We start from the raw sequence: 23082 nt of genomic DNA, 5'->3' as shown, positions 1-23082 counted from the left end.
GCGATAACAATGAACGTAAAAGACTTCGATTTTTATTTACCAGAGGAATTGATAGCTCAACATCCTTTAGAAAAAAGAGATACTTCAAGACTTATGGTTTTGGATAAAGAAACAGGGGAAATATCTCATAAGAATTTTTATGACATTATAGATTATTTAAATGAAGGTGATACTTTAGTATTAAATAATACAAGAGTAATGCCAGCTAGATTAATTGGTGAAAAAGAAGGAACTGGTGGAAAAATAGAATTTTTACTATTAAAAAGAGTAGAAAAAGATAGATGGGAATGCTTAGCTAAGCCAGGAAAATCAGCAAGGGTAGGAAAAAGATTTACTTTTGGTGAAGGAAAATTAAAAGCTGAAGTAGTAGAAGTTAAAGAAGATGGAAATAGAATAGTAGAATTCTATTATGATGGTATATTTGAAGAAGTATTAGATTCTTTAGGAGAAATGCCATTACCACCTTATATTCACGAAAGATTAGAAGATAGAGAAAGATATCAAACAGTATATTCTAAAGAAAATGGATCAGCAGCAGCACCAACGGCAGGTCTTCATTTTACTGAAGAATTATTAGGGAAAATAAGAGATAAAGGTATTAATATTGCTTATGTAACTTTACATGTTGGTCTTGGAACATTTAGACCAGTTAAAGTAGAAACTATAGAAGATCATGAAATGCATTCAGAATATTATCATCTTTCAAAAGAAGATGCTGAAATAATAAATGCAACTAAAAAAAGAGGCAATAGGGTTATTTCAGTAGGTACAACATCTACTAGAACTTTAGAAACAATAGCAGATGAAAATGGTAATGTAAAAGAAACAAGTGGGTGGACTAATATCTTTATATATCCAGGATATAAATTTAAAGTAGTTGATAGGTTAATAACTAATTTCCACTTACCAGAATCTACATTAATAATGCTTGTTTCAACTTTAGCAGGAAAAGAACATGTAATGAATGCATATGAAGAAGCTGTAAAAGAAAGATATAGATTTTTCTCTTTTGGAGATGCTATGTTTATAAAATAATAATAATTTTTGAGTACATTGATGAGGTGACATAGTCAAGTGTCTCAATTATAAATAAAGAGCTAAAAAATAAATAGCTCTAATTAATTTTCCTAATACTATTAAGGAAGATTTCTAAAAATTATAATTAAGAGGTGACGCTTGTGAGTAAAAGATATACTTTATTAAAAAAGGATGGAAAAGCTAGAAGAGGAGAATTTGTAACTCCTCATGGGACTATACAAACCCCAGTATTTATGAATGTAGGTACATTAGCAGCTATAAAAGGTGCAGTATCAAGTATGGATTTAAAAGAAATTGGATGTCAAGTTGAATTATCTAATACATACCATCTACATTTAAGACCTACAGATAAGGTTGTTAATAAGTTGGGCGGATTACACAAATTTATGAATTGGGATAGACCAATACTTACTGATTCAGGTGGATTCCAAGTTTTTTCACTTTCAGCTATGAGAAAAATAAAAGAAGAAGGTGTTTACTTTAATTCTCATATAGATGGAAGAAAAATCTTCATGGGACCAGAAGAATCAATGCAAATTCAAAGTAATTTAGCATCCACTATTGCAATGGCTTTTGATGAATGTATACCAAATCCTTCAACAAGAGAATATGTTGAAAGATCAGTAGCAAGAACTACAAGATGGCTTGAAAGATGTAAAAATGAAATGGATAGATTAAATTCACTTCCAAATACAATAAATAATGAACAAATGTTATTTGGAATAAATCAAGGTGGAACATATGAAGACATAAGAATAGCACATGCTAAAGAAATTGTTAAAATGGATTTAGATGGGTATGCAATTGGAGGGCTTGCTGTTGGAGAGAGCCATGAAGATATGTATAGAATTATAGATGCTGTTGCACCATATCTTCCAGAAGATAAACCTATATATTTGATGGGAGTTGGAACACCAAGCAATATATTAGAGGCTATTGATAGAGGCGTTGATTTCTTTGATTGCGTACTTCCAGCAAGAAATGGTAGACATGGCAATGTGTATACTAACGAAGGTAAGCTTAATTTAATGAATGCAAAGCATGAATTAGATGCAAAGCCTATAGAAGAAGGATGTCAATGTCCAGCATGCAAGCATTATACAAGAGCATATATAAGACATCTATTTAAAGCAAAAGAAATGTTAGCTATGAGATTATGTGTATTACATAACTTATATTTCTATAATAACTTAATGCAAGAAGTAAGAGATGCCATTGATGGCGGATACTTCAAGGAATTTAAAAATAAGAAAATACAAGCATGGGAAGAAAGAAAATAATAGTTTAATTGACAATATATCTAAAAAAATGTAAACTATCTATCATGGAATAAATCACAAAAAATCAATAATACTATGTTTTATTGATAAATTTATGGAGGTAAAAGATGAATAATATAGGTGCAATACTTATGAATGTACTACCATTTTTGGTTGTTTTCGTTGTATTTTATTTCTTACTTATTTTACCAGAAAAGAAGAAGAAAAAACAATATGGTAATATGATAAGTGAATTGAAAGTTAAAGATGAAATTATGACAAGAGGTGGAATCATCGGCAAAATAGTAAATATTGATGATGAAAATATAGTTATTGAAACAAGTGCAGCAAAAACTAGAATAAAGCTTTCAAAAAGTGGAATATCATATAAGTTAAATAAATAAAATCAATCATAATGCCTCTTGATGCTTCATAAAATGAAGTATTAGGAGGTGTTGTTTTAAAATGGAAAATAACAATAATAATTATTTGAGATCTGTTTGCAAAGGCTCTATTGGAGCAGTAATATTAAGTTTTGTTGGTGTAGTTGTCTTATCTTTACTTATGAAGATAGTGGAATTTACACCAAGTATATTTAGTATGCTGTATGTAATAATATCATTAATAAGTTTAGCTATTGGTTCTATAATTGGGGCTAAGGCTAATAAGTCTAAAGGATGGTTAGTAGGACTTGGAATAGGCATAATATACTATATGGCTTTATTTATAATTTCAAGTTACATAAGCGGAGCAATAACATTTAAAATTTTTGATTTAGCTAAATTTGCAATTTCTATGGGGATTGGATTCTTAGCAGGCATGCTAGGTATAAATTTATAAATATAAAAAATCTTTATTAAGAATTTTTAATGTGATATAATCATTTTGGTTGGAAATATATTGAACAATCAATTTTAGAGAAAAGTATAAGTTTTGGTTTAATATGAGGATAAATGTATCTTCAATTTACTAGCCAAGACTTATATTTAAAATAGTAGTTTTACATAATAAAAAACTAAGTGAAGTTTAATTTATAAAACTATAATAGCTGTTTATTTAGCAGAGGGGGATTAAAATGAAGAAAAAAGGAAAAAGTTCAGCATTATTCGTGGTAATGGTTCTTGTAACGCTTTTTTTAGCTTTTTCAGGATTTAAAGGATTTGTAGTAGGCGGATGGGAAATTAAATCTTTTAATGATGTTATAAAAAAAGGTCTCGACTTACAAGGTGGAGTTTCTGTGTTAATGGAAATTCAAGAAGATCAAGTTACAAAGGAACAATTAGACAGTACAAAAGAGCACATCTCTTTAAGAGTTAATAAGATGGGTGTAGCTGAAACTATTGTAACGACAGAAGGAGAAAGAAGAATAAGGGTTGATATTCCAGGTGCCTTTGATTCTCAAGAAATTGTAGAGAGTTTAAGTAAATCAGGAAACTTAGTTTTTAAAAGTCCAGAAGGTGAAGAAATTCTTACTGGTAAAGATGTTAAAAAAGCATCAGCAATTCTTAATCAACAAGATGGAAATCCAGTTGTATCATTAGAACTAAATGACGATGGTCAAAAAGCATTTGCTGAAGCAACAGGAAAATATGTAGGACAAAAAATTTCAGTTTATATGGATGATGAGCTTTTAACTAGTCCTACAGTACAAACTCAAATTACAGATGGTAGTGCAATAATAACAGGAAGCACTAGTTTAGAAGATGCTAAGAAATTAGCTGGAATAATAAATTCAGGGGCATTACCTGTTACTGTTAAAGCTGCTTCAGTACAAAATGTTGGAGCGCAACTTGGAGCTACAGCGCTTCCAAATGCTTTAAAGGCAGGAGCAATAGGAATAGGATTAGTATTCTTATTTATGATTTTATATTACAGAGTTCCAGGAATATTAGCTAGTATAGCGTTAACATTATATATCACTATTACATTATTAATATTCTCTGAAATTGGAGTAACTTTAACACTCCCAGGAATAGCAGCATTACTTCTTACAATAGGTATGGCAGTTGATGCAAATGTGCTTATTTTTGAAAGAATAAAAGAAGAGTTGAAAAAAGGTATATCAATAAAGACATCAGTAAAAAAAGGATTTGAAAATGCTCTTTCTTCAATAGTAGATTCAAATGTAACAACAATTTTAGCAGGATTAATTTTATATTTCATTGGATCAGGAACTGTTAAAGGTTTTGCAGTTACTTTAATGATAGGTATAGTTGTAAGTTTATTCACATCATTATTTGTAACAAAATTACTTGTCAATTTATCAGTTGATATAGGATTGCTAAAAAAATTATCTCATTTTGGAGTTAAGAGGGGGGAAGAACATGCTTAAAATAATAGAAAAATCAAAGATATGGCTTTCAATTTCTCTAATTATAATTTTAGTTGGATGTGGATTTTTGTTTACTAAAGGATTAAACTTTGGAATAGATTTTAAGGGTGGTACTCAATTAACAATTCAATTAAAAGATGGTGTAGATAAGCAAGAGGTAGATAATACAATAAAAACTTACGCATCAGATGCTGTCACAAATACAATAAATGATAATCAATATGAAGTAAAATCAGGAGATTTAGATAGTGAAAAAGTATCATCTATAATGACTGAATTAAAAGAAAAGTATGATTTAGCTGATGATGCACTACTTAATCAACAAGAAATAGGTGCTTCAATAGGTAAGGAATTAACAAAAAATTCATTGATAGCATTATTTGTTGCATGTATAGTTATGCTTATATATATAGCAATAAGATTTGAATTTAAGTTTGGTGTTGCAGCTTTAATAGCAACAATACATGATGTATTAATAACAGTAAGTGTATATGCTATTTTTGGAATACCAGTAAATACTTCTTTTATTGCAGCAATTCTTACTATAATAGGTTATTCTATGAATGATACAATAGTAATATTTGATAGAATAAGAGAAAATTCTAAGATTATGAGAAGAGCAAATTCAATAGAAATAGCTAATACAAGCTTAACAGAAACTATGACAAGATCTATAAATACAACCCTTACAACGTTATTTACAATAATTGCTGTGAATATATTTGTACCAACAGTTAGAGAATTTACTGTTCCACTTATTATAGGAATAGTTGCAGGTGCTTATTCTTCAATATTTGTAGCTTCTCCAGTATGGGTTTATCTTAAAAATAAACTTGGAAATGGCAAAATTAAAGCAAATAATAAGAAACTACAAAGAGTTTAAACATTTATATAAAATTAAATATGACTTTTAATTTAAGGCACATGAAAGAAAATAATAGGCCAAAAATGGATCGTATATTTTGTGTCAGACAAGGAGGCAAGTTCAGTTAATAGTGTGAGCTGATCTATTAGCTGAATTTGCTAACGAGATATGACGTAAAATAGACAATAATATCGGTATATTATTTTTGGGATGTGCCTAAACCTCCGTAGACAAAAATATGGAGGTTTATTAATTTTTTTATAAAATATTTGTAAAAATTCGTTTTATACATTATAATATAAATGTTTTCTAATTTTATGGAGGAGTAAGCAATGCGTAAGTTCTGGGAAAGTATTTATTGTCCAAATTATATTACTGGATATAACCCATTTATACTTAAAGGTATGAACAAAGCATTAGAGAGAGTAGTCTCTGCTGTGAATAATAGAAAGAAAATAATTGTTTATGGTACTTCGAATGTTGATGGTATTTGTGCCACTGCTTCTCTAATACTTGTATTAAAGTATTTAAACGCAGATGTTGAATATCTGATATATGATGAAGAAAATGGTGGAGATAAACTTAATTCTAAAGACATAAAGAATAATGTGGATTTTTTGGGTGCTGAATTGTTAATAACTTTAGGCTTAGGGTTAAAATCGCAAGAAGAAATAGATTTATGTAAAAAATTAGGTATAAATTTAATTGTTCTTGAAAATAAAGAGAGTAAGTTTATAGATGAATACATATACATTAATCCAAATCAAAAAGGCTGTCAATATAGGTATAAGGATTTATCTATAAGTGCTTTAACGTTTAAGTTAATGCAATCAATAGCTATATATTATAATATGAAAAGTATTAATAAATATTTGGATTTAATTCTTATGGGAGTAAAATTTACAGATACTCCAATAAAAGGGGAAAATGAGGTATTTATTAAAGAGGGAAACAAGTTTCTATTTAATACAAATAATAATGGGTTGAGATCAGTAATAGAGTTTAATAGCATAATGGAGTTTGATTGTCATGCAATGGATAGCATGATAGAATTTATTACGCCTACAATAGGACCTGTTGGAATTATGGACAATGCAAGAATAGTACTAGAATTGTTAACTACTGATGACAAAGATAGGGCAGATCAGATTGTTAAATATCTGTATAGTTCAAAGAAAAATGAGCTTTTAAAATAAAAGTTATTGAATCTAAAATAACATTTTTGGAGGAGTAAACATGGATTTAAAAGAAAAAATAAGAATAATTGACGGATTTCCTAAAGAAGGAATAAGCTTTAAAGATATAACTACATTAATAGGAGACGGTGAAGGACTAAAAGCTTCAATTGATATGTTTGTAGAATATTTAAAAGATAAAAATATTGATTTAATTGTTGGACCAGAAGCAAGAGGATTTATATTTGGTGTTCCAGTTGCATATGCATTAGGTGCAGGATTTGTTCCAGTTAGAAAGCCAGGTAAATTACCAGGAGAAACTATCTCTGTTAAGTATGATTTGGAATATGGTAGTGATTCACTTCAAATTCATAAGGATTCTATTAAAAAAGGTCAAAGAGTTGCTATTGTAGATGATTTATTAGCAACTGGCGGAACTGTAGAAGGTGTTGCTAAATTAGTTGAACAAGCTGGTGGAGAAGTAGTTTCACTTGCATTTTTAATAGAATTAATAGATCTTAAAGGAAGAGATAAATTAGGTGAGTATGATGTAATATCATTAACTCAATATGACATTTAAATTTATTGAAAATACTGATAAAATAATATATAATTAGAAGAAAAGGCTGGTTACATAACCAGCCTTTGAATTTACAGAAATTTAGCAAAAGGAGAGAGCTATCCTTATGATTGATAAATTATTGAAAAAGATTCATACCAATTGTCATAATGTTGATGTAGAAATGATAAAAAAAGCATATTTCTTTGCAGAAGATGCACATAAGGAGCAAAAAAGGGAATCGGGAGAGCCATATATAATTCATCCAATAGATGTAGCAGAAATTCTTGCAGAACTTGGAATGGATACAAGTACAATTGCAGCTGGCTTACTTCATGATGTTATTGAAGATACAACATGTTCTTATGAGAGTATGAAAACTATTTTTAATGAAGAAATAGCAAATTTAGTTAATGGAGTAACTAAGCTTGGAAAAATACAATATAAAACAAAAGAAGAGCAGCAAGCTGATAATGTTAGAAAAATGTTACTTGCTATGGCTAAGGATATACGTGTAATAATTATAAAATTAGCAGATAGACTTCATAATATGAGAACACTTAAATTCATGCCAAAAGGAAAACAAAAATTAAAAGCAAAGGAAACATTAGATATTTATGCTCCTTTAGCTCATAGACTTGGTATGTCTAAAATAAAATGGGAACTTGAAGATCTCTCTTTTAGATATTTACATGAAGATGAATATTATCAATTAGTAGAGCAAATAGCAGAAAAAAGGGTAGAAAGAGAAACATACATAAACGAAGTGGTTTGCTATTTAAAAGAGAAATTAGATGAATCTGGAATAGACTCGGATATTGAAGGTAGACCAAAACATTTTTATAGCATCTATAAAAAAATGATAAATAAAAATAAGAGTATAGAACAAATTTTTGATCTAACAGCTATTAGAATATTGGTGAATTCAGTTAAAGATTGTTATGGAGTTTTGGGAATAGTTCATACAATATATAAGCCAATACCAGGTAGATTTAAAGATTATATAGCTATGCCAAAGCCTAATATGTATCAATCACTACATACAACAGTAATTGGAAATCAAGGGAAGACCTTTGAAATTCAAATAAGAACTTTTGAAATGCATAAAACAGCAGAATACGGAATTGCAGCCCATTGGAAATATAAAGAGGGCGATAAAAATGAAGAAGATAAAGTAAAAGATTTTGAGAAAAAGTTAGTATGGCTTAGAGATATGTTAGAATGGCAAAAAGAAACATCGGATGCAGAAGAATTTATAGAGGGCTTTAAAATAGATTTATTTTCTGATGAAGTTTTTGTTTTTACTCCAAAAGGTGTTGTAATAAATCTATGTGCAAAAGCAACTCCAATAGATTTTGCTTATAGAATACATACTGATATTGGACATAAATGTGTAGGAGCTAAGGTAAATGGAAGAATAGTTCCACTTGATTATACATTAAAAACTGGTGAAATAGTTGAGATACTTACATCATCTAATTCAAAAGGACCTAATATGGATTGGTTAAACATTGCTAAAAGTAATCAATCAAAAAGTAAAATAAAACAGTGGTTTAAAAAAGCTAAAAAAGAAGAAAATATATTAAAAGGTAAAGAACTTCTTGAAAAAGAACTAAAAAAACAAGGGGTTAATTTTATAGATATAGCTAAAGGTGAAAGCTATGATAGATTAATTAAAAGATATAACATTCATTTTATTGAGGATTTACATGTATTAATAGGTGTTGGAGGAATTTCTCCATCTTCTTTTGTTTCAAGACTGAAGGAAGAAAATGAACCACATAAAGATAAAGATAATCAAGATGTATTGAGTAAAACAATAGAAGAGCATATATTAAAAACTGAGAGAAAAAGATCAGTTGATAATTATGGTATTACGGTAAAAGGTGAAAGTAATCTTATGGTTAGATTTGCTAAGTGCTGTAATCCGGTTCCGGGAGATGAGATACTTGGATATATAACTAAAGGTAGAGGTGTCTCAGTTCATAGAACTGATTGTAGTAATTTAAAAAATCTAATTCAAACAGATGCAGATAAAGTTGTAGATGTAGCTTGGGGAATAGCTAAAGGTACTGCATATTTTGCGGAAATTCAAGTTAAGTCAGATGATAAAATGGGTATTTTAACTGATATAATGAGTGTTATAACTGATTTAAAATTAAATTTAAGTGCATTAAATGCAAATCCAGCAAAAGATGGGGTGGCATTTATAAATATAAAGATAAAAATTACCTCTATTGATGAATTGAAAAATCTTATGAAAAAAATAAAAGGTATAAAAGGTATACTAGATGTATATAGAATGAATAGTTAAGGAAGGGTAATATGAGAGCAGTAGTACAGAGGGTAACATCATCAAATGTTAAAGTTGATGGCAATATAGTAGGTTCAATAGGAAAAGGACTCAATGTATTGATAGGAATATCTAAAAGTGATACATTAGAGGATTTGAAATACATAAGAGATAAGGTTATTAATTTAAGAATTTTTGAAGATGAGAAAGAAAAAATGAATTTATCTTTATTAGATGTAAAAGGAGAGTTATTAATTATTTCTCAATTTACATTGTATGGAGATTGTAGAAAAGGCAGAAGACCTAACTTTATGGAAGCTAAAGGTGGAGAAGAGGCCAAAGAGCTTTATGAAGAATTTCTTAGTCTTTTAAAAGAATCAAATCTAAAAGTTGAAACGGGAGAATTTGGAGCAGATATGAAAGTTGAAATCAATAATGATGGCCCTGTAACAATAATTTTAGATAGTAGTAAAAACTTTTAAAATAAATTTTTATTTTAGGTGGTGTGTATATTGATTATAAAAACAATTCCAGCAGGAATGTATGAAGCAAATTGTTACTTAGTAATAGATGAGAACACAAAAGAATGTGGGATAATTGATCCAGGCGGAGATGCTGAAAGACTAAAAAGTATAATTGATTCTTTAAAGGTAGATGTAAAGTATATTTTATTAACACATGGACATATGGATCATGTAGGTGGAGTAGTTGAATTAAGTGAAGCTTTTAAAGTTCCATTTTATATAAATAAAATAGATGAAGAGTATATGGAAAAAGATAACTTTGTTTTTGGCACATTACCAAAAGCATCTGGGTACTTGCAAGAAGGTGATACAATAAAATTAGGTGATAAAGAATTTAAAGTTATTGAAACACCAGGTCATACAAAAGGTGGACTTTGTTTTTTCATTGAGGATAAATTATTTACTGGAGATACACTTTTCCAAGGTTCAATTGGAAGAACTGATTTTGCAGGCGGCAATTTTGAGGAAATTATAAAGAGTATAAAAGAAAAACTGTTAATACTTGGGGATGATATAGAAGTTTATCCAGGACATGGTCCAGTGTCTACAATAGGATATGAAAAAAGGAAAAATAGTTTTTTAATATACTAGGGAGAAGATATGGAAATTAAAATTAATTTAAATAACTTAAAGTATAGATATGATGTATACCAATTATTCAATATATATTTTCCTTTAAGTGAGATTAAGTTTTTAGATGACGAATACAATTATTCTTTTTATATTGATGATAAAATCATGAGATTTTCCCATGAGGAATATGTAAAAGAAGAATCTTTAGGAGATAATATAAAACAATCTCTTAGAAGGTTCGTTTTTTCTTGCTTAAAGGAAATAACAAAAGATGAATATCCATGGGGAATTTTAATAGGAATTAGACCATCTAAAATAGCATTAAAGCTAATACAAGAAGGCAAAAATGAAGAAGAAATCATGGATATATTTAAAAATGATTATTTAGCATATGAAGATAAAGCAAAAATATGTTTAGAAGTTGCTAAATCAGAAGAGAAGTTTGTAAATAAGAAACAAGATAAAATTTCTATTTATATAGGCATGGCTTTTTGTCCAACTAAATGTTTATATTGTTCATTTACATCTAATTCTATAGTTGGAAATAAAAAAATGGTTGAACCTTATTTAGAGGCTTTAATTAAAGAGATTAAAGGTATTAGTTCATATGTAAAAGAAAAGAATTTAGAAATAGAAACGGTTTATTTTGGTGGTGGAACTCCAACTTCAGTAGATGATGAACAATTCAAATCTGTTATGACAGAGATATATAATGGATTTGTTAAAGAAAAAAACATTAAAGAATTTACTGTTGAATGTGGAAGACCAGATACGATAACTTTAGATAAGTTGCAAACAATGAAAGAGTATGATGTTACTAGAATAAGTATAAACCCACAAACTATGAATGATGACACATTAAAATTAATAGGTAGAAATCATACTGTAGATGATATAAAAGAAAAGTTTAAGATGGCAAGAGAACTTGGATTTGATGATATTAACATGGATATAATAATAGGATTACCAGGTGAAGGCCATGAAGAATTAATAAAAACTAGGGATGAGTTAATAAAATTAAATCCTGATAGTATTACCGTTCATGGACTTTGTTTAAAAAGAGGTTCTAGAATGTATGAAAACTTTATCTTGAAAAAGGGACTTGACATTCCGAAACAAGAAGAGATAATAAAAATGTATGAAGAAAGTAGGAATTTAGCAAAACATCTAGATATTTCACCATATTATATGTACAGACAAAAAAATATGATTGGAAATATGGAGAATGTAGGATATGCTAAAAAGGGCAAAGAATGTGTCTACAATATAGAAATGATTGAAGAAAAGCAAACAGTAATTGCTTTAGGAGCAGATGCTGTTAGTAAAATAATATTTCTAGATGAAGATAGAATTGAAAGATTTGCTAATCTAAAAGACATTAGAGAATATGTTAATAGAGTAGATGAAATGATTGATAAGAAGATAAAATTATTAAATACACTATATTAGATGAATTAATAATTTTATATTTAAATAAGGAGGATGAATTATGGCAATGGAAATGCAAGCACCGAAAGGTACTAAAGACATGTTACCACAGGATGCTTATAAGTGGCATTATGTAGAAAATACATTTAGAGATATAGTAAAGGCTTATGGAATAAGAGAAATTAGGACACCTATGTTTGAGCATACAGAACTATTTTTAAGAGGGGTTGGAGATACTACTGATATAGTTCAAAAGGAAATGTATACTTTTAATGATAAAGGAAATAGAAGTGTAACTTTAAAGCCAGAAGGAACTGCACCAGCAGTTAGAGCTTTTATTGAAAATAGATTATTTAACGAAGCTCAACCTACAAAATTATTTTATATAACACCAACTTTCAGATATGAAAATGTTCAAAAGGGAAGACTTAGACAATTTCATCAATGTGGAATTGAAATATTTGGATCTAAAGAACCTACAATGGATGTTGAAGCAATAAAGGTCGCTATGGACACTTTAAGTAAATTAGGCTTAAAGAGCTTAAGTTTACATATTAATAATTTAGGATGTCCAACTTGTAGAGCTAAATATAATGAAGCATTAAAAAAATTCTTAGAAGAAAATTATGAAAATCTTTGCGACACATGTAAAAGTAGATTTGAAAAAAATCCTATGAGAATTTTAGATTGTAAGGAAAGAAAATGTCATGAAATTACAAAGAATGCTCCACAAATTTTAGATTATGTATGTGAAGAGTGTGAAACACATTTTAATAAAGTAAAAGAGCATTTAGATATTTTAGGAATTTCTTATGTAGTAGATCAAGGCATAGTAAGAGGTCTAGATTATTATACAAAGACAATTTTTGAAATAATAAATGATGATTTCACAGTATGTGGTGGTGGAAGATATGATAAACTTGTAGAAGAACTTGGTGGCCCTGAAATGCCAGCAGTAGGTTTTGCTATAGGTGAAGAAAGAATAATAATGACTCTTGAAAATGAAGGTATTGAGATCCCTAATGAAAATATGGTAGATTTATATATTGGAGCAAGAGGAGATGCAGAAAAAAAATATGCATTCAAGTTAGCTCATGATTTAAGAAGTTTAGGCGTTAAATGTGAAATTAATCATATGGGAAGAAGTATAAAAGCAGAAATGAAATATGCTAATAAAATTGGATCTAAATTCACTACTATATTAGGTGAAGATGAATTACAAAATAATCAAATTAATTTAAAGAGAATGGAAGATGGAGAAATATTTACTCTTTCATTAGATAATATAGAAGAAATACAAAAAATAGTTAAATAATTGCTATGTTTTGAAACTCTGATTATATTATAAGTGTCAATTAAGCATAAAATTACTTGATATTTATAATATATTCAGTTGCTTAGAATGTAGCCTAAATATAATATTTAATTAGATTCATAACAAATATATGCACAAAAATAAATATGTGCAAAAAGATTATATACAATATATAAATTATATTTAATGTATTGTATATTGGAAAAGTGTTAGGAGGAAATGAAAATGGGTGAAGCTTTAAATGGCTTAAAGCGTACGATGATGTGCGGCGAACCTAGAGAAGAACATGTAGGTCAAAAGATTACATTAATGGGATGGGTTCAAAGAAATAGAAAACTTGGAGGTCTTGATTTTATTGATTTAAGAGATAAAACAGGTATCATGCAAGTTGTTTTTGGTGAAGAAATAAATGTTGAAGCTTTTGAAAAGGCAAAAGGCGTTAGACCAGAATACTGTATTGCAGTAACTGGAGAAGTTGTAAAAAGAGAAAGTGTTAATGAAAACATGCCTACTGGTTTTGTTGAATTGAAATGTGAATCATTAAAGATTCTTTCTGAATCAGAAACACCACCAATATATATAAAAGAAAACTTAGATGCAGCTGAAAATATTAGATTAAAATATAGATATTTAGATTTAAGAAGACCAGATATGCATAGAATCTTTGAAATTAGAAGTAAAACTACGAAGTCTATTCGTGATTACTTAGAAAAAAATGATTTCTTAGATGTAGAAACTCCAATGCTTACAAAGAGTACTCCAGAAGGAGCTAGAGATTACTTAGTACCTTCAAGAAACTATCCAGGTATGTTTTATGCTCTTCCACAATCACCACAAATATTTAAACAATTATTAATGGTGTCTGGATTTGATAAATATTATCAAATAGTTAAATGTTTTAGAGATGAAGATTTAAGAGCTAATAGACAACCAGAATTTACTCAAGTAGATATGGAATTAAGCTTTGTAGAACAAGATGATATAATGGCATTAAATGAAGGCTTAATAGCTCACGTATTTAAAGAAGTAGCTGGGGTAGATGTTAAACTTCCAATTAAGAGAATGACATTTAAAGATGCTATGGAAAAATACGGTTCAGATAAACCGGATTTAAGATTTGGTATGGAAATAACTAATATAACAGAAGACGTTAAAGATATGGATTTTGTTGTATTTAAATCTGCGATAGAAGCTGGTGGAAGTGTTAGAGCATTATGCTTAAAGGGTGGAGCTACACTAGGTAGAAAACCACTTGATAAGCTTGGAGAATTTGTTAAGACTTATAAAGCTAAGGGTCTTGCTTGGATCCAACTTAAAGAAGATGGTGTTAAATCTTCAATAGCTAAATTCTTAACTGATGATGTTACAAATTCAATTATAGAAACTATGGGAGCAGAAACTGGAGATGCTATTTTAATAGTAGCAGATAAAGAATCAGTAGTATTCCAAAGCTTAGGAGCTTTAAGACTAGAGCTTGCTAAACAATTTGAGTTAATAAAAGATAAAAATGAATTTAATTTCACATGGATTACTGAATTCCCACTATTTGAATATAGTGAAGAAGAAGAAAGATATACAGCTTGCCATCATCCATTTACAGCACCAATGGAAGAAGATTTAGAGTTTCTTGAATCAGCTCCTGGTAAAGTAAGATCTAAGGCATATGACTTAGTATTAAATGGTGAAGAATTAGGTGGAGGTTCTATAAGAATTCATGATATGGAACTTCAACAAAGAATGTTTAAAGCATTAGGATTTACTGAAGAACAAGCATGGGAAAGATTTGGATTCTTATTACAAGCATTTAAATTTGGTCCACCACCACATGGCGGTTTAGCATTTGGTCTTGACAGAATGATAATGTTCTTAGCTGGAACAGAAAATATCAAAGATGTTATTGCATTCCCTAAAAATCAAAATGCATATTGCTACTTAAGTGAAGCTCCAAATATAGCTGATGAAAAACAATTAACTGAGCTTGGAATTGGAATACTTCCAAAACAAGAAAAACAAGAACAAGAATAATAAAATTTAAAATAATAAAAAACAAAAGTCTATCATAATAAAAATAATTATTATGATAGGCTTTTTTATTGCAAATATAATTCAAAAACTTTGTTTATTAAGCTAGTATTAAGGAAAAAATAATAATATATAGAGATTAATAAAGCGAGGGATATAGAATATGTCATTTAATTCAATACACTTTTTAGTGTTTTTTCCTATAGTAACTATGTTATATTTTCTTATTCCATTTAAGATAAGATGGATATGGTTATTATTTTCTAGTTATTATTTTTACATGTGTTGGAATCCTAAATATGCAATTTTAATAGGATTATCAACTATAGTTACATATTTAAGTGGAATATTAATTGAAAGAACAAATAATACAGTAAAAGATGTAAAAAAAGCTAAAGATATAAAAAAGTTGTGGATTATATTAAGTTTTGTTATTAACCTAGGAATACTATTTTTATTTAAATATTATAATTTTTTTACAAACATTATAGTTAGATTAGGAACAACTATTGATTTTATAATTAAATTTCCGGATTTTGATGTACTCTTACCTGTTGGAATATCTTTTTATACTTTTCAAGCTTTAAGTTATACAGTAGATGTATATAGAGGGGATATTAAAGCAGAAAAAAATCTAGGTAAATATGCGTTGTTTGTATCGTTTTTTCCACAGTTAGTGGCAGGTCCTATAGAGAAATCTAAAAAATTACTTCCACAGTTTAACGAAGAGTATGAATTTGATTACTACAGAGTAAAAAATGGTCTTATAAAAATGCTATGGGGATTTTTTAAGAAAATATTTATTGCAGATAGATTGGCTATTTTAGTTAATACGGTTTATAATGCACCAAATGAGTATTTCGGATTTCAATTTATAATTGCAACTTTATTTTTTACTTTTGAAATATACTGTGATTTTTCATCTTATTCTGATATAGCAATAGGATCAGCGCAAGTAATGGGATTTGAACTTTCAGAAAATTTTAAGCAACCATATTTAGCAAAATCTATAAAAGACTTTTGGAAAAGGTGGCATATAACTTTAAGTTCATGGTTTAGAGATTATTTATATATACCATTAGGTGGGAATAGAAAAGGTAAATTTAGAACATATTTAAATATTATGAGTGTGTTTTTAGCAAGCGGATTATGGCATGGAGCATCACTGAATTTTGTAATATGGGGTACACTACATGGTATTTATCAAGTTATAGGTGACATAATTAAGCCTATAAAAAATAAAATAATACATAAATATAATATAAGAACAGATATATTCAGCTTTAAATTATCACAAATATTAATTACCTTTATACTGGTTAATTTTGCATGGATATTTTTTAGAGCTAATTCTTTTAGTGATATAAAGATAATATTAAATAACTTATTTGTATATAATCCTTGGGTATTAAGTGATCAAAGTTTATATAATTTAGGATTAAGTTCATATGAGTTTATTATGGCTATTATAGGAATAGTTATAGTGATATTTATGGATAATTTACAAGAAAAAGAGAATTTAATAGAAATTTTTTCTACGCAAAATTTTGTTTTTAGAAGGGCTATGTACATTTCTGTAATTATAATGATTTGCATATTCGGGGTTTATGGTTCAGGTTATAGTGCACAGCAATTTATATATTTTCAATTTTAGGAGGTTAATATGATTAAAAAGTTTTTAATAAAAGGATTTACACTGATTTTTATAATTGCTTTTATATTAAATATATTATCTCCAATATTTAAATATCCAGGGCATTTAGAAAAATTAACTGAAGGATTGTATAATAAAGAGAAACAGTATAAGGTATTATTACTTGGATCTAGTCATATGAATGGATCTATAGATCCTAAAGTTTTATATAATGAATGTGGTATAACTAGTTTTAATTATGCCACTGGAGGGCAACCCATAGACGTTACTTATTATTTATTAAAAGAAGCATTAAAGACACAAAAAAATGTTGATATAGTAATACTAGACTTATATTATTTAGGCTTAGAAAATGAATATGGAGAAGAATCATATATTAGAAATGTTTTGGATAATATGAAATTTTCTTATAACAAGTTAGAAGCGATTTTTAATTGTACACCATCTAAAGACTATATATCATATATATTTCCTATTTTTAAGTATCACAATAGATGGGGAGAATTAACAGAGTACGATTATACAAAGTATAATATATCAGGCAACTCTGATATAAATGGGTTTGAGGCAGGAAGTGAAAAGTATGGATATGGTATAGAAGGTATACAAGAAAATGATATAATAGGAGAAATACCAGCTAAATCTAAAGAATATTTATATAAATTCATTGAACTATCAAAAGAAAAAGAATTTGAGCTTATATTTACAAATGCTCCTTATGATTATTCAAGCAATGATTTTGAAGGCTGGTACAAAGATGATGCTGCTATGTTTAATAAAGTATCTATTATAAGTAAAGAAAATAATATACCATTTATAAATTATTCTTTGTCAAAAAAAATGAGTGAAATTAATTTTGATTTTAAAGAAGATATGAATAACATAGGTCATACCAATATATGGGGAGCTGATAAAGTGAGTTTAGATTTAGCAAAATTTTTAAAAGAAAATTATAAATTATAAGAGTATAGATAATAAATAGAGATATTAGAAAGATTTTTAAATTGCTAATATCTCTATTAAAGTATATTAATTAATTTATCAATGCTTTTGAGAGTTATTCAACCAAGAACTCCAAGTTGTATCAAAGTTTCCATTAGTATCTTTACAATAATTGAAGAATTTATTTAAAAAATTAACTCGGTCATTTGATGAAAATTCAGATATTTCTTTTTCATTAAAACTAGCTAAAGCCAATTGTCTTTTTACAATTTCATCAGAAGTAGCATTTTTATAATTTTTCATCATATCGTACATAATCATAAAAGTGGTTGTTCTACCAAATCCTTCTTTGCAATGAAAATGTATCCAATTATCTTTTGAACATTCCTTTACAATATTTATAAAACAGTCGATTATCTCATTTGTAGGTAGCTTTGTATCTGTTACTGGAACTCTTGAATAATTCAAAGAATGAGCTTTTGTAATTTGTTTTTCAGATAAAACTTCTTTTGGAATTACGCTTATTTCTGGATGATTATAAAAGTTAAATGGAGTATTTAATTTTATACTTTTTAAATCTTTCTTTTCTTTAAATGTAACTGCTGCTTTGCTAAGACCTAAGTTAGAATCGTTCTTCTCATTTGCAAAACTAATGGGATATTCATTTAGAAATCCGTGAGATTCTTGTCTTAAATCAATAATTAATATAGGAAGTTTACTTTCTATAGATTTTGTTAAAATATCTAAATTATCTTTAGAAAATTGTTGACTTCCGGATGTATTTAAAGTTTCTAATCCCTTTAAATTTAAAGAAGATTTGTTTTGTATATTTGTTAGATTAGAAGTAGTTCTAAAATTATTGGGAATTTTATCTTTTTTTAAACTGTCAACTATAAGATTTACATCACTTTTGTTATTTGGTTCATTAAATGCTAAAGCTATATTAAAGTTTAAAAAGAATGAAGAAAAAATAGTAATTAATAATAGCAGTGGAATATATAATTTGAGTTTTGCTTTTTTGTACATTAAAAATCACCTCATTGTGTTAATTAAATTTATTACATATGCTTAATATGTCTAATAAAAACAATTTATATTCAAAAGATTAGTAATTGTAGTTAAACATACAAATGTGAATTTAAGATTAAAATACAATTTTATGGTATAATACTTGAATAAATTATAAAAAATGTAAGGGGAGAAGGGATATGTTTGGGACTATAGTAGATTCCATATCTATAATATGTGGATGTTTAATAGGATTACTTCTAAAAGGAAAATTAACTGAAAAAATTAGTTCTACAATAATGAATGGGTTGGCTTTATGTGCACTTTATATCGGAATATCAGGAGCTTTAAAAGGTGAAGATACTTTACAAATAATTCTTTGTATTGCTATAGGCTCACTTATAGGAGAAATTATTGACATTGACAAACGATTGAATTATTTGGGAGAAATTATGGCAAATAGATTAAATTATAAAAATGTAGATGAAAAAAAAACTAAAAATGAAGTTTCTATTGCAGAAGGATTTGTTGCAGCAAGTTTATTATTTTGTGTTGGCGCTATGGCTATAGTTGGATCTTTGGAAAGTGGTTTGAGAGGTGATCATACAATTTTATTTGCTAAATCAGTATTAGATGGAGTATCATCAATTATTTTTAGTTCATCATTAGGTATAGGTGTAATGTTATCTTCAGTAGTAGTTTTTATTTATCAGGGAATAATAACTGTATTAGCAAACAGTCTTTCTGCAATATTAAATGATGTGATTATATCCAATATGTCCTCTGTTGGGAGTATTTTAATTATTGGATTAGCATTAAATATACTTGGGGTAAGCAAAATTAAAGTTGCAAACATGATCCCAGCTATATTTATACCAATAATATTTGGAATTTTTTGAGATTACATATTATTATTATTACTACTAAGTAATAATAATTTTTATTAGGTAACTTAATTGTAAATATTTAGAGTTACTTAGATACTTAGCTTTGTTTTAAGTGAATATTGATATATAATATCAATGATATTTTAAACATAGCAAAATACTAAGGAGGATTAGATTTAATGAATGAAAATACTAATAAGAAAATAACGACTATAGATGTAAGTGAAATAGATGAATTATTAGGAAAGATAGAATTGATAGACATAAGAGAGCCTTTTGAATATAGAGTAGGAAGTATTAAGACGTCTAAAAACATACCAATGCATGATTTATTGGATAATGCAGATAATTACTTAGATAAAAACAAGAAATATTATTTGATATGTAGATCGGGAGCAAGAACAGCTAGCGTATGTATTGATCTAAGAGAAAAAGGATTTGATGTTATAAATGTTTATGGTGGAATGATATCTTATGATGGAGATCAATTAAATGATTAGCTATTAAATAATAAGTTATCTCAATTTTTAATATTGAGGTAACTTATTTTATTTATTACTTGAAAAATATTTACAATAGGATTATAATCTAATTAAGAAAATACTTAATTAGATTATATAAGAGGTCTTTATGAATAGTTTTATAAATTTATTTAAAGCAATAGCTGATGAAACAAGAGTAAATATATTAATATTATTATCTAAAAAAAATATGTGCGCAAAAGAGATTGCAAAGCACTTAAAAATAAGTGAAGCAGCTGTCTCTCAACATATAAAGATATTGAAAGAATCGCAACTTATAATAGGATATAAAATAGGATATTATATTATTTATGATTTAAATGAAGAGAAAATAAATGATGCTATTAAGTTTTTAAATTTAATAACTAATAGCGATAATATATCATTAAGCTTAAATTCTAAAGATAAGAATTATAAAGTAGGATCTCTTATGTGTTTATCAAATTGCAAAAACAAAAAATGTTCTAAAAAAGGATTAATTAAGGAGGAATTGACAATGAAAGTATGTTTTCCAGTAAAATCAAATGAAGGTGTAAATAGTATTCCATATAATCACTTTGGAACAGCACCATTATTTATAATATGTGATACTGAAACTAATGAAGTTAAATCATTAAACAATGGTGATTTAGGTCATGAACATGGGAAATGCCAACCAATAAAAGCATTATCAGGTGAAATTGTAGATGCGGTAATAGTAGGTGGAATAGGAAGTGGTGCTATTACAAAACTTAATTCTATGGGAATTAAAGTTTTTAAAGCAATAGAAGGAAATGTTAACAAAAACTTAGAAGCATATAAAAAAGGTGAATTAACAGAATTCTCATCTAATCATACATGTAGCCATGATGGATGTGGTCATTAATAATACTAAAAAATGATTTGCTTCAGTACAATGTTGACATGTGCACAAGAAAAGCTTGGCAGAGTTTAAACGACAAGAGTTTATTTACAGATTAACTCATAACAAAAGGAGTATTGATAAATAGGATTATCAATACTCTTTTTGTCTGTTATAATTTATTAACTTCATATAAAGTGCTAAATTATATTTATGCAAATTAAGTAAGTTGTATATTAAACCGTATGCTTTTCCTAATAATATAAAAAATAAAAATCATATGGTAAAAGTTACACAGAAACATTATAATATAATGAAAGAGAATAGTATTATTAGCAATTATATGCAATAAGGGGGAATAAAAATGAAAAAAGTTAGAATAGCGCTACTAGGATTGGGGAATGTTGGTCGTGGTGTTTGTATGATTTTAAATTCTAATAAAGAAGAAATAATGAAACGTTCAGGTTATGAAGTTGAAATTGCTAAGATTCTTGTAAGAGATAAAAGCAAAGCAAGAGGAGTGGAAGTTTCAGAAGAACTTATAACTACAAGTTTTGATGAAATATTAAATGATAATTCTATCAAAATAGTTATTGAAATTATGGGAGGAATAGATCCAGCTAAGGAATATATGATAAAGTGCATGAATGCAGGAAAACATATTGTAACAGCAAATAAAATGTTAATTGCAACACATGGAGATGAACTTTTTGAAAAAGCTGATAGCAATAATGTTATGTTTAAATATGAAGCAAGTGTGGCAGGAGGAATTCCAATAATAAATGGAATAGATGAAAGTTTGACTGCAAATAAAATAAAAGAATTATATGGAATTATAAATGGTACTACAAATTATATTTTAACTAAAATGGAATGTGATGGATTAGAATTTGACGAAGCTTTAAAAGAAGCACAAGAAAAAGGTTATGCAGAAGCAGATCCTACATCTGATATAGATGGTTATGATGCTCAATATAAATTAGCAATACTTTCATCATTGGCATTTGGAACAAAGGTTGACGTAGATAATGTTTATAGAGAAGGAATAACTAATATAAATCCTATAGATATGGAATATGCAAAAGAATTTAAAATGGTTATTAAATTGCTCGCAATTGTAAAAGAAGTTAAGGGAAAACTTGAATTAAGAGTTCATCCAACTATGATACCTAAAAAACATCCACTAGCTAATGTATATGATTCATTTAATGCTGTGTTTGTAAAGGGAAATGCAGTTGGTGATTTAATGTTTTATGGTAGAGGAGCAGGAGATTTACCAACAGGTAGTGCTGTAGTTAGTGATGTTATTTCTATGCTTAGAAGTAATGTTGATTTAGAAAATTATAATTCAGTAGTAAAAAATAATTTATGGGATAGAGAAATATCAGATATAAAAGATGTTGAAAGTAAGTTTTATATTAGAGCAACTGTATTAGATGAATCAGGAGTCTTAGGTGAAATAACTGCTATTTTAGGAAAACATAATGTTAGTTTAAGATCAGTTATTCAAAAAGGTGAGGAAAATGAAGAGGGTCAAGTAACAATAGTTTTAGTTACACATAAGACAACTCAAGCTCAAATATATAGCTCTTGCAATGAAATATCTAATTTAAGTTCTGTAAATAAAATAGACAATATAATAAGAATAGAAGATTTTAAAGAGTAGATTAAAAAACAATTTTATGATATGCTCTCTTTATAGTAGACAGTTAAAATAATAAAACTGTTTTCTTTATAAAGGGAGTAGTTTATTATATGACTGGTTTTTTATTTTAAAATAAAGGTCATGTTTTAAGAACATATAAATAAAAGAATGATAAAAATAATACTTATTATAAATTTTAAA

21 protein-coding genes are annotated in these 23082 nt (G+C 27.6%); 20 read left to right on the top strand and 1 reads right to left on the bottom strand.

Annotated elements, in window-relative coordinates; all coding sequences use genetic code 11:
* The first annotated feature begins 9 nt into the window (after positions 1 to 9).
* The 16 genes from queA to NG904_RS04400 all read left to right on the top strand — a co-directional run bounded on the left by queA (position 10) and on the right by NG904_RS04400 (position 18000).
* A complete protein-coding gene (gene queA / locus NG904_RS04475) occupies positions 10 to 1035 on the top strand; it encodes a tRNA preQ1(34) S-adenosylmethionine ribosyltransferase-isomerase QueA (RefSeq protein WP_252212498.1) in 1026 nt (341 codons plus the stop codon).
* Positions 1036 to 1178: 143 nt separating this feature from the next.
* Positions 1179 to 2318 carry a tRNA guanosine(34) transglycosylase Tgt gene (gene tgt, locus NG904_RS04470; protein WP_252212497.1) on the top strand — a complete coding sequence of 380 codons (1140 nt, stop codon included), beginning with the start codon at positions 1179 to 1181 and terminating at the stop codon, positions 2316 to 2318.
* Between the two features lie 107 nt (positions 2319 to 2425).
* Positions 2426 to 2701 (top strand): preprotein translocase subunit YajC, encoded by a 276-nt coding sequence (gene yajC, locus NG904_RS04465; protein ID WP_252212496.1) that lies wholly within the window; start codon positions 2426 to 2428, stop codon positions 2699 to 2701.
* 61 nt (positions 2702 to 2762) lie between these two features.
* A complete protein-coding gene (locus NG904_RS04460; RefSeq protein WP_252230117.1) occupies positions 2763 to 3137 on the top strand; it encodes a TIGR04086 family membrane protein in 375 nt (124 codons plus the stop codon).
* Positions 3138 to 3372: 235 nt separating this feature from the next.
* Positions 3373 to 4629 (top strand): protein translocase subunit SecD, encoded by a 1257-nt coding sequence (gene secD, locus NG904_RS04455; RefSeq protein WP_252230115.1) that lies wholly within the window; start codon positions 3373 to 3375, stop codon positions 4627 to 4629.
* The gene (gene secF, locus NG904_RS04450) at positions 4622 to 5512 is read left to right on the top strand and encodes a protein translocase subunit SecF (protein WP_252230113.1); all 891 of its coding nucleotides are present in this window, start codon (positions 4622 to 4624) and stop codon (positions 5510 to 5512) included. The genes secD and secF overlap by 8 nt, the downstream gene beginning before the upstream one ends.
* A 314-nt stretch (positions 5513 to 5826) precedes the next feature.
* Positions 5827 to 6690: a DHH family phosphoesterase gene (locus NG904_RS04445; RefSeq protein WP_252230111.1), complete on the top strand. Its 864-nt coding sequence runs from the start codon at positions 5827 to 5829 to the stop codon at positions 6688 to 6690.
* 40 nt (positions 6691 to 6730) lie between these two features.
* Entirely contained in the window at positions 6731 to 7249 is a 519-nt protein-coding gene (locus tag NG904_RS04440; protein WP_252230109.1) for an adenine phosphoribosyltransferase, read from the top strand.
* 106 nt (positions 7250 to 7355) lie between these two features.
* Positions 7356 to 9542: a RelA/SpoT family protein gene (locus NG904_RS04435; protein ID WP_252212490.1), complete on the top strand. Its 2187-nt coding sequence runs from the start codon at positions 7356 to 7358 to the stop codon at positions 9540 to 9542.
* 11 nt (positions 9543 to 9553) lie between these two features.
* Positions 9554 to 10003, top strand: coding sequence for a D-aminoacyl-tRNA deacylase (dtd, locus tag NG904_RS04430; protein WP_252212489.1), 450 nt, complete (start codon positions 9554 to 9556; stop codon positions 10001 to 10003).
* Positions 10004 to 10033: 30 nt separating this feature from the next.
* Entirely contained in the window at positions 10034 to 10636 is a 603-nt protein-coding gene (locus tag NG904_RS04425; protein WP_252212488.1) for an MBL fold metallo-hydrolase, read from the top strand.
* 9 nt (positions 10637 to 10645) lie between these two features.
* Complete coding sequence (locus NG904_RS04420; RefSeq protein ID WP_252230107.1) at positions 10646 to 12067, top strand: coproporphyrinogen III oxidase; 1422 nt, start codon at positions 10646 to 10648, stop codon at positions 12065 to 12067.
* A 40-nt stretch (positions 12068 to 12107) separates the two neighbouring features.
* Positions 12108 to 13361, top strand: coding sequence for a histidine--tRNA ligase (gene hisS, locus NG904_RS04415; RefSeq protein WP_252212486.1), 1254 nt, complete (start codon positions 12108 to 12110; stop codon positions 13359 to 13361).
* Between the two features lie 225 nt (positions 13362 to 13586).
* Positions 13587 to 15386 (top strand): aspartate--tRNA ligase, encoded by a 1800-nt coding sequence (gene aspS / locus NG904_RS04410; protein ID WP_252230105.1) that lies wholly within the window; start codon positions 13587 to 13589, stop codon positions 15384 to 15386.
* 277 nt (positions 15387 to 15663) lie between these two features.
* Entirely contained in the window at positions 15664 to 17037 is a 1374-nt protein-coding gene (locus NG904_RS04405; RefSeq protein WP_353846047.1) for an MBOAT family O-acyltransferase, read from the top strand.
* A gap of 9 nt (positions 17038 to 17046) precedes the next feature.
* Positions 17047 to 18000, top strand: coding sequence for a hypothetical protein (locus NG904_RS04400; protein WP_252230101.1), 954 nt, complete (start codon positions 17047 to 17049; stop codon positions 17998 to 18000).
* Between the two features lie 78 nt (positions 18001 to 18078).
* Here the strand turns inward: NG904_RS04400 and NG904_RS04395 are convergent, their stop codons facing one another.
* Positions 18079 to 19005: a phosphatase domain-containing putative toxin gene (locus NG904_RS04395; RefSeq protein ID WP_252230099.1), complete on the bottom strand. Its 927-nt coding sequence runs from the start codon at positions 19003 to 19005 to the stop codon at positions 18079 to 18081.
* A gap of 182 nt (positions 19006 to 19187) precedes the next feature.
* Between NG904_RS04395 and NG904_RS04390 the strand changes: the two genes are divergently transcribed.
* The 4 genes from NG904_RS04390 to NG904_RS04370 all read left to right on the top strand — a co-directional run bounded on the left by NG904_RS04390 (position 19188) and on the right by NG904_RS04370 (position 22902).
* Positions 19188 to 19886, top strand: coding sequence for a DUF554 domain-containing protein (locus tag NG904_RS04390; protein ID WP_252230097.1), 699 nt, complete (start codon positions 19188 to 19190; stop codon positions 19884 to 19886).
* Between the two features lie 167 nt (positions 19887 to 20053).
* A complete protein-coding gene (locus NG904_RS04385) occupies positions 20054 to 20374 on the top strand; it encodes a rhodanese-like domain-containing protein (RefSeq protein ID WP_252230095.1) in 321 nt (106 codons plus the stop codon).
* A gap of 130 nt (positions 20375 to 20504) precedes the next feature.
* Positions 20505 to 21260 carry a metalloregulator ArsR/SmtB family transcription factor gene (locus tag NG904_RS17455; protein ID WP_353846046.1) on the top strand — a complete coding sequence of 252 codons (756 nt, stop codon included), beginning with the start codon at positions 20505 to 20507 and terminating at the stop codon, positions 21258 to 21260.
* 340 nt (positions 21261 to 21600) lie between these two features.
* Positions 21601 to 22902 (top strand): homoserine dehydrogenase, encoded by a 1302-nt coding sequence (locus tag NG904_RS04370; protein WP_252225562.1) that lies wholly within the window; start codon positions 21601 to 21603, stop codon positions 22900 to 22902.
* Positions 22903 to 23082: the final 180 nt, after the last annotated feature.

Source organism: Clostridium sp. ZBS15, from assembly GCF_023845705.1.
Lineage (GTDB): Bacteria > Bacillota > Clostridia > Clostridiales > Clostridiaceae > Clostridium > Clostridium aquiflavi.
Note: the sequence above shows the minus strand (reverse complement) of the source record. Positions and strands in the feature narration are given on the sequence as shown.

Coding starts and splice junctions, on each gene's coding strand:
- queA (WP_252212498.1), top strand. CDS start 10: ATGAACGTAAAAGACTTCGATTTTTATTTACCAGAGGAATTGATAGCT.
- yajC (WP_252212496.1), top strand. CDS start 2,426: ATGAATAATATAGGTGCAATACTTATGAATGTACTACCATTTTTGGTT.
- NG904_RS04460 (WP_252230117.1), top strand. CDS start 2,763: ATGGAAAATAACAATAATAATTATTTGAGATCTGTTTGCAAAGGCTCT.
- secD (WP_252230115.1), top strand. CDS start 3,373: ATGAAGAAAAAAGGAAAAAGTTCAGCATTATTCGTGGTAATGGTTCTT.
- secF (WP_252230113.1), top strand. CDS start 4,622: ATGCTTAAAATAATAGAAAAATCAAAGATATGGCTTTCAATTTCTCTA.
- NG904_RS04445 (WP_252230111.1), top strand. CDS start 5,827: ATGCGTAAGTTCTGGGAAAGTATTTATTGTCCAAATTATATTACTGGA.
- NG904_RS04440 (WP_252230109.1), top strand. CDS start 6,731: ATGGATTTAAAAGAAAAAATAAGAATAATTGACGGATTTCCTAAAGAA.
- NG904_RS04435 (WP_252212490.1), top strand. CDS start 7,356: ATGATTGATAAATTATTGAAAAAGATTCATACCAATTGTCATAATGTT.
- dtd (WP_252212489.1), top strand. CDS start 9,554: ATGAGAGCAGTAGTACAGAGGGTAACATCATCAAATGTTAAAGTTGAT.
- NG904_RS04420 (WP_252230107.1), top strand. CDS start 10,646: ATGGAAATTAAAATTAATTTAAATAACTTAAAGTATAGATATGATGTA.
- hisS (WP_252212486.1), top strand. CDS start 12,108: ATGGCAATGGAAATGCAAGCACCGAAAGGTACTAAAGACATGTTACCA.
- aspS (WP_252230105.1), top strand. CDS start 13,587: ATGGGTGAAGCTTTAAATGGCTTAAAGCGTACGATGATGTGCGGCGAA.
- NG904_RS04405 (WP_353846047.1), top strand. CDS start 15,664: ATGTGTTGGAATCCTAAATATGCAATTTTAATAGGATTATCAACTATA.
- NG904_RS04400 (WP_252230101.1), top strand. CDS start 17,047: ATGATTAAAAAGTTTTTAATAAAAGGATTTACACTGATTTTTATAATT.
- NG904_RS04395 (WP_252230099.1), bottom strand. CDS start 19,005: ATGTACAAAAAAGCAAAACTCAAATTATATATTCCACTGCTATTATTA.
- NG904_RS04390 (WP_252230097.1), top strand. CDS start 19,188: ATGTTTGGGACTATAGTAGATTCCATATCTATAATATGTGGATGTTTA.
- NG904_RS04385 (WP_252230095.1), top strand. CDS start 20,054: ATGAATGAAAATACTAATAAGAAAATAACGACTATAGATGTAAGTGAA.
- NG904_RS17455 (WP_353846046.1), top strand. CDS start 20,505: ATGAATAGTTTTATAAATTTATTTAAAGCAATAGCTGATGAAACAAGA.
- NG904_RS04370 (WP_252225562.1), top strand. CDS start 21,601: ATGAAAAAAGTTAGAATAGCGCTACTAGGATTGGGGAATGTTGGTCGT.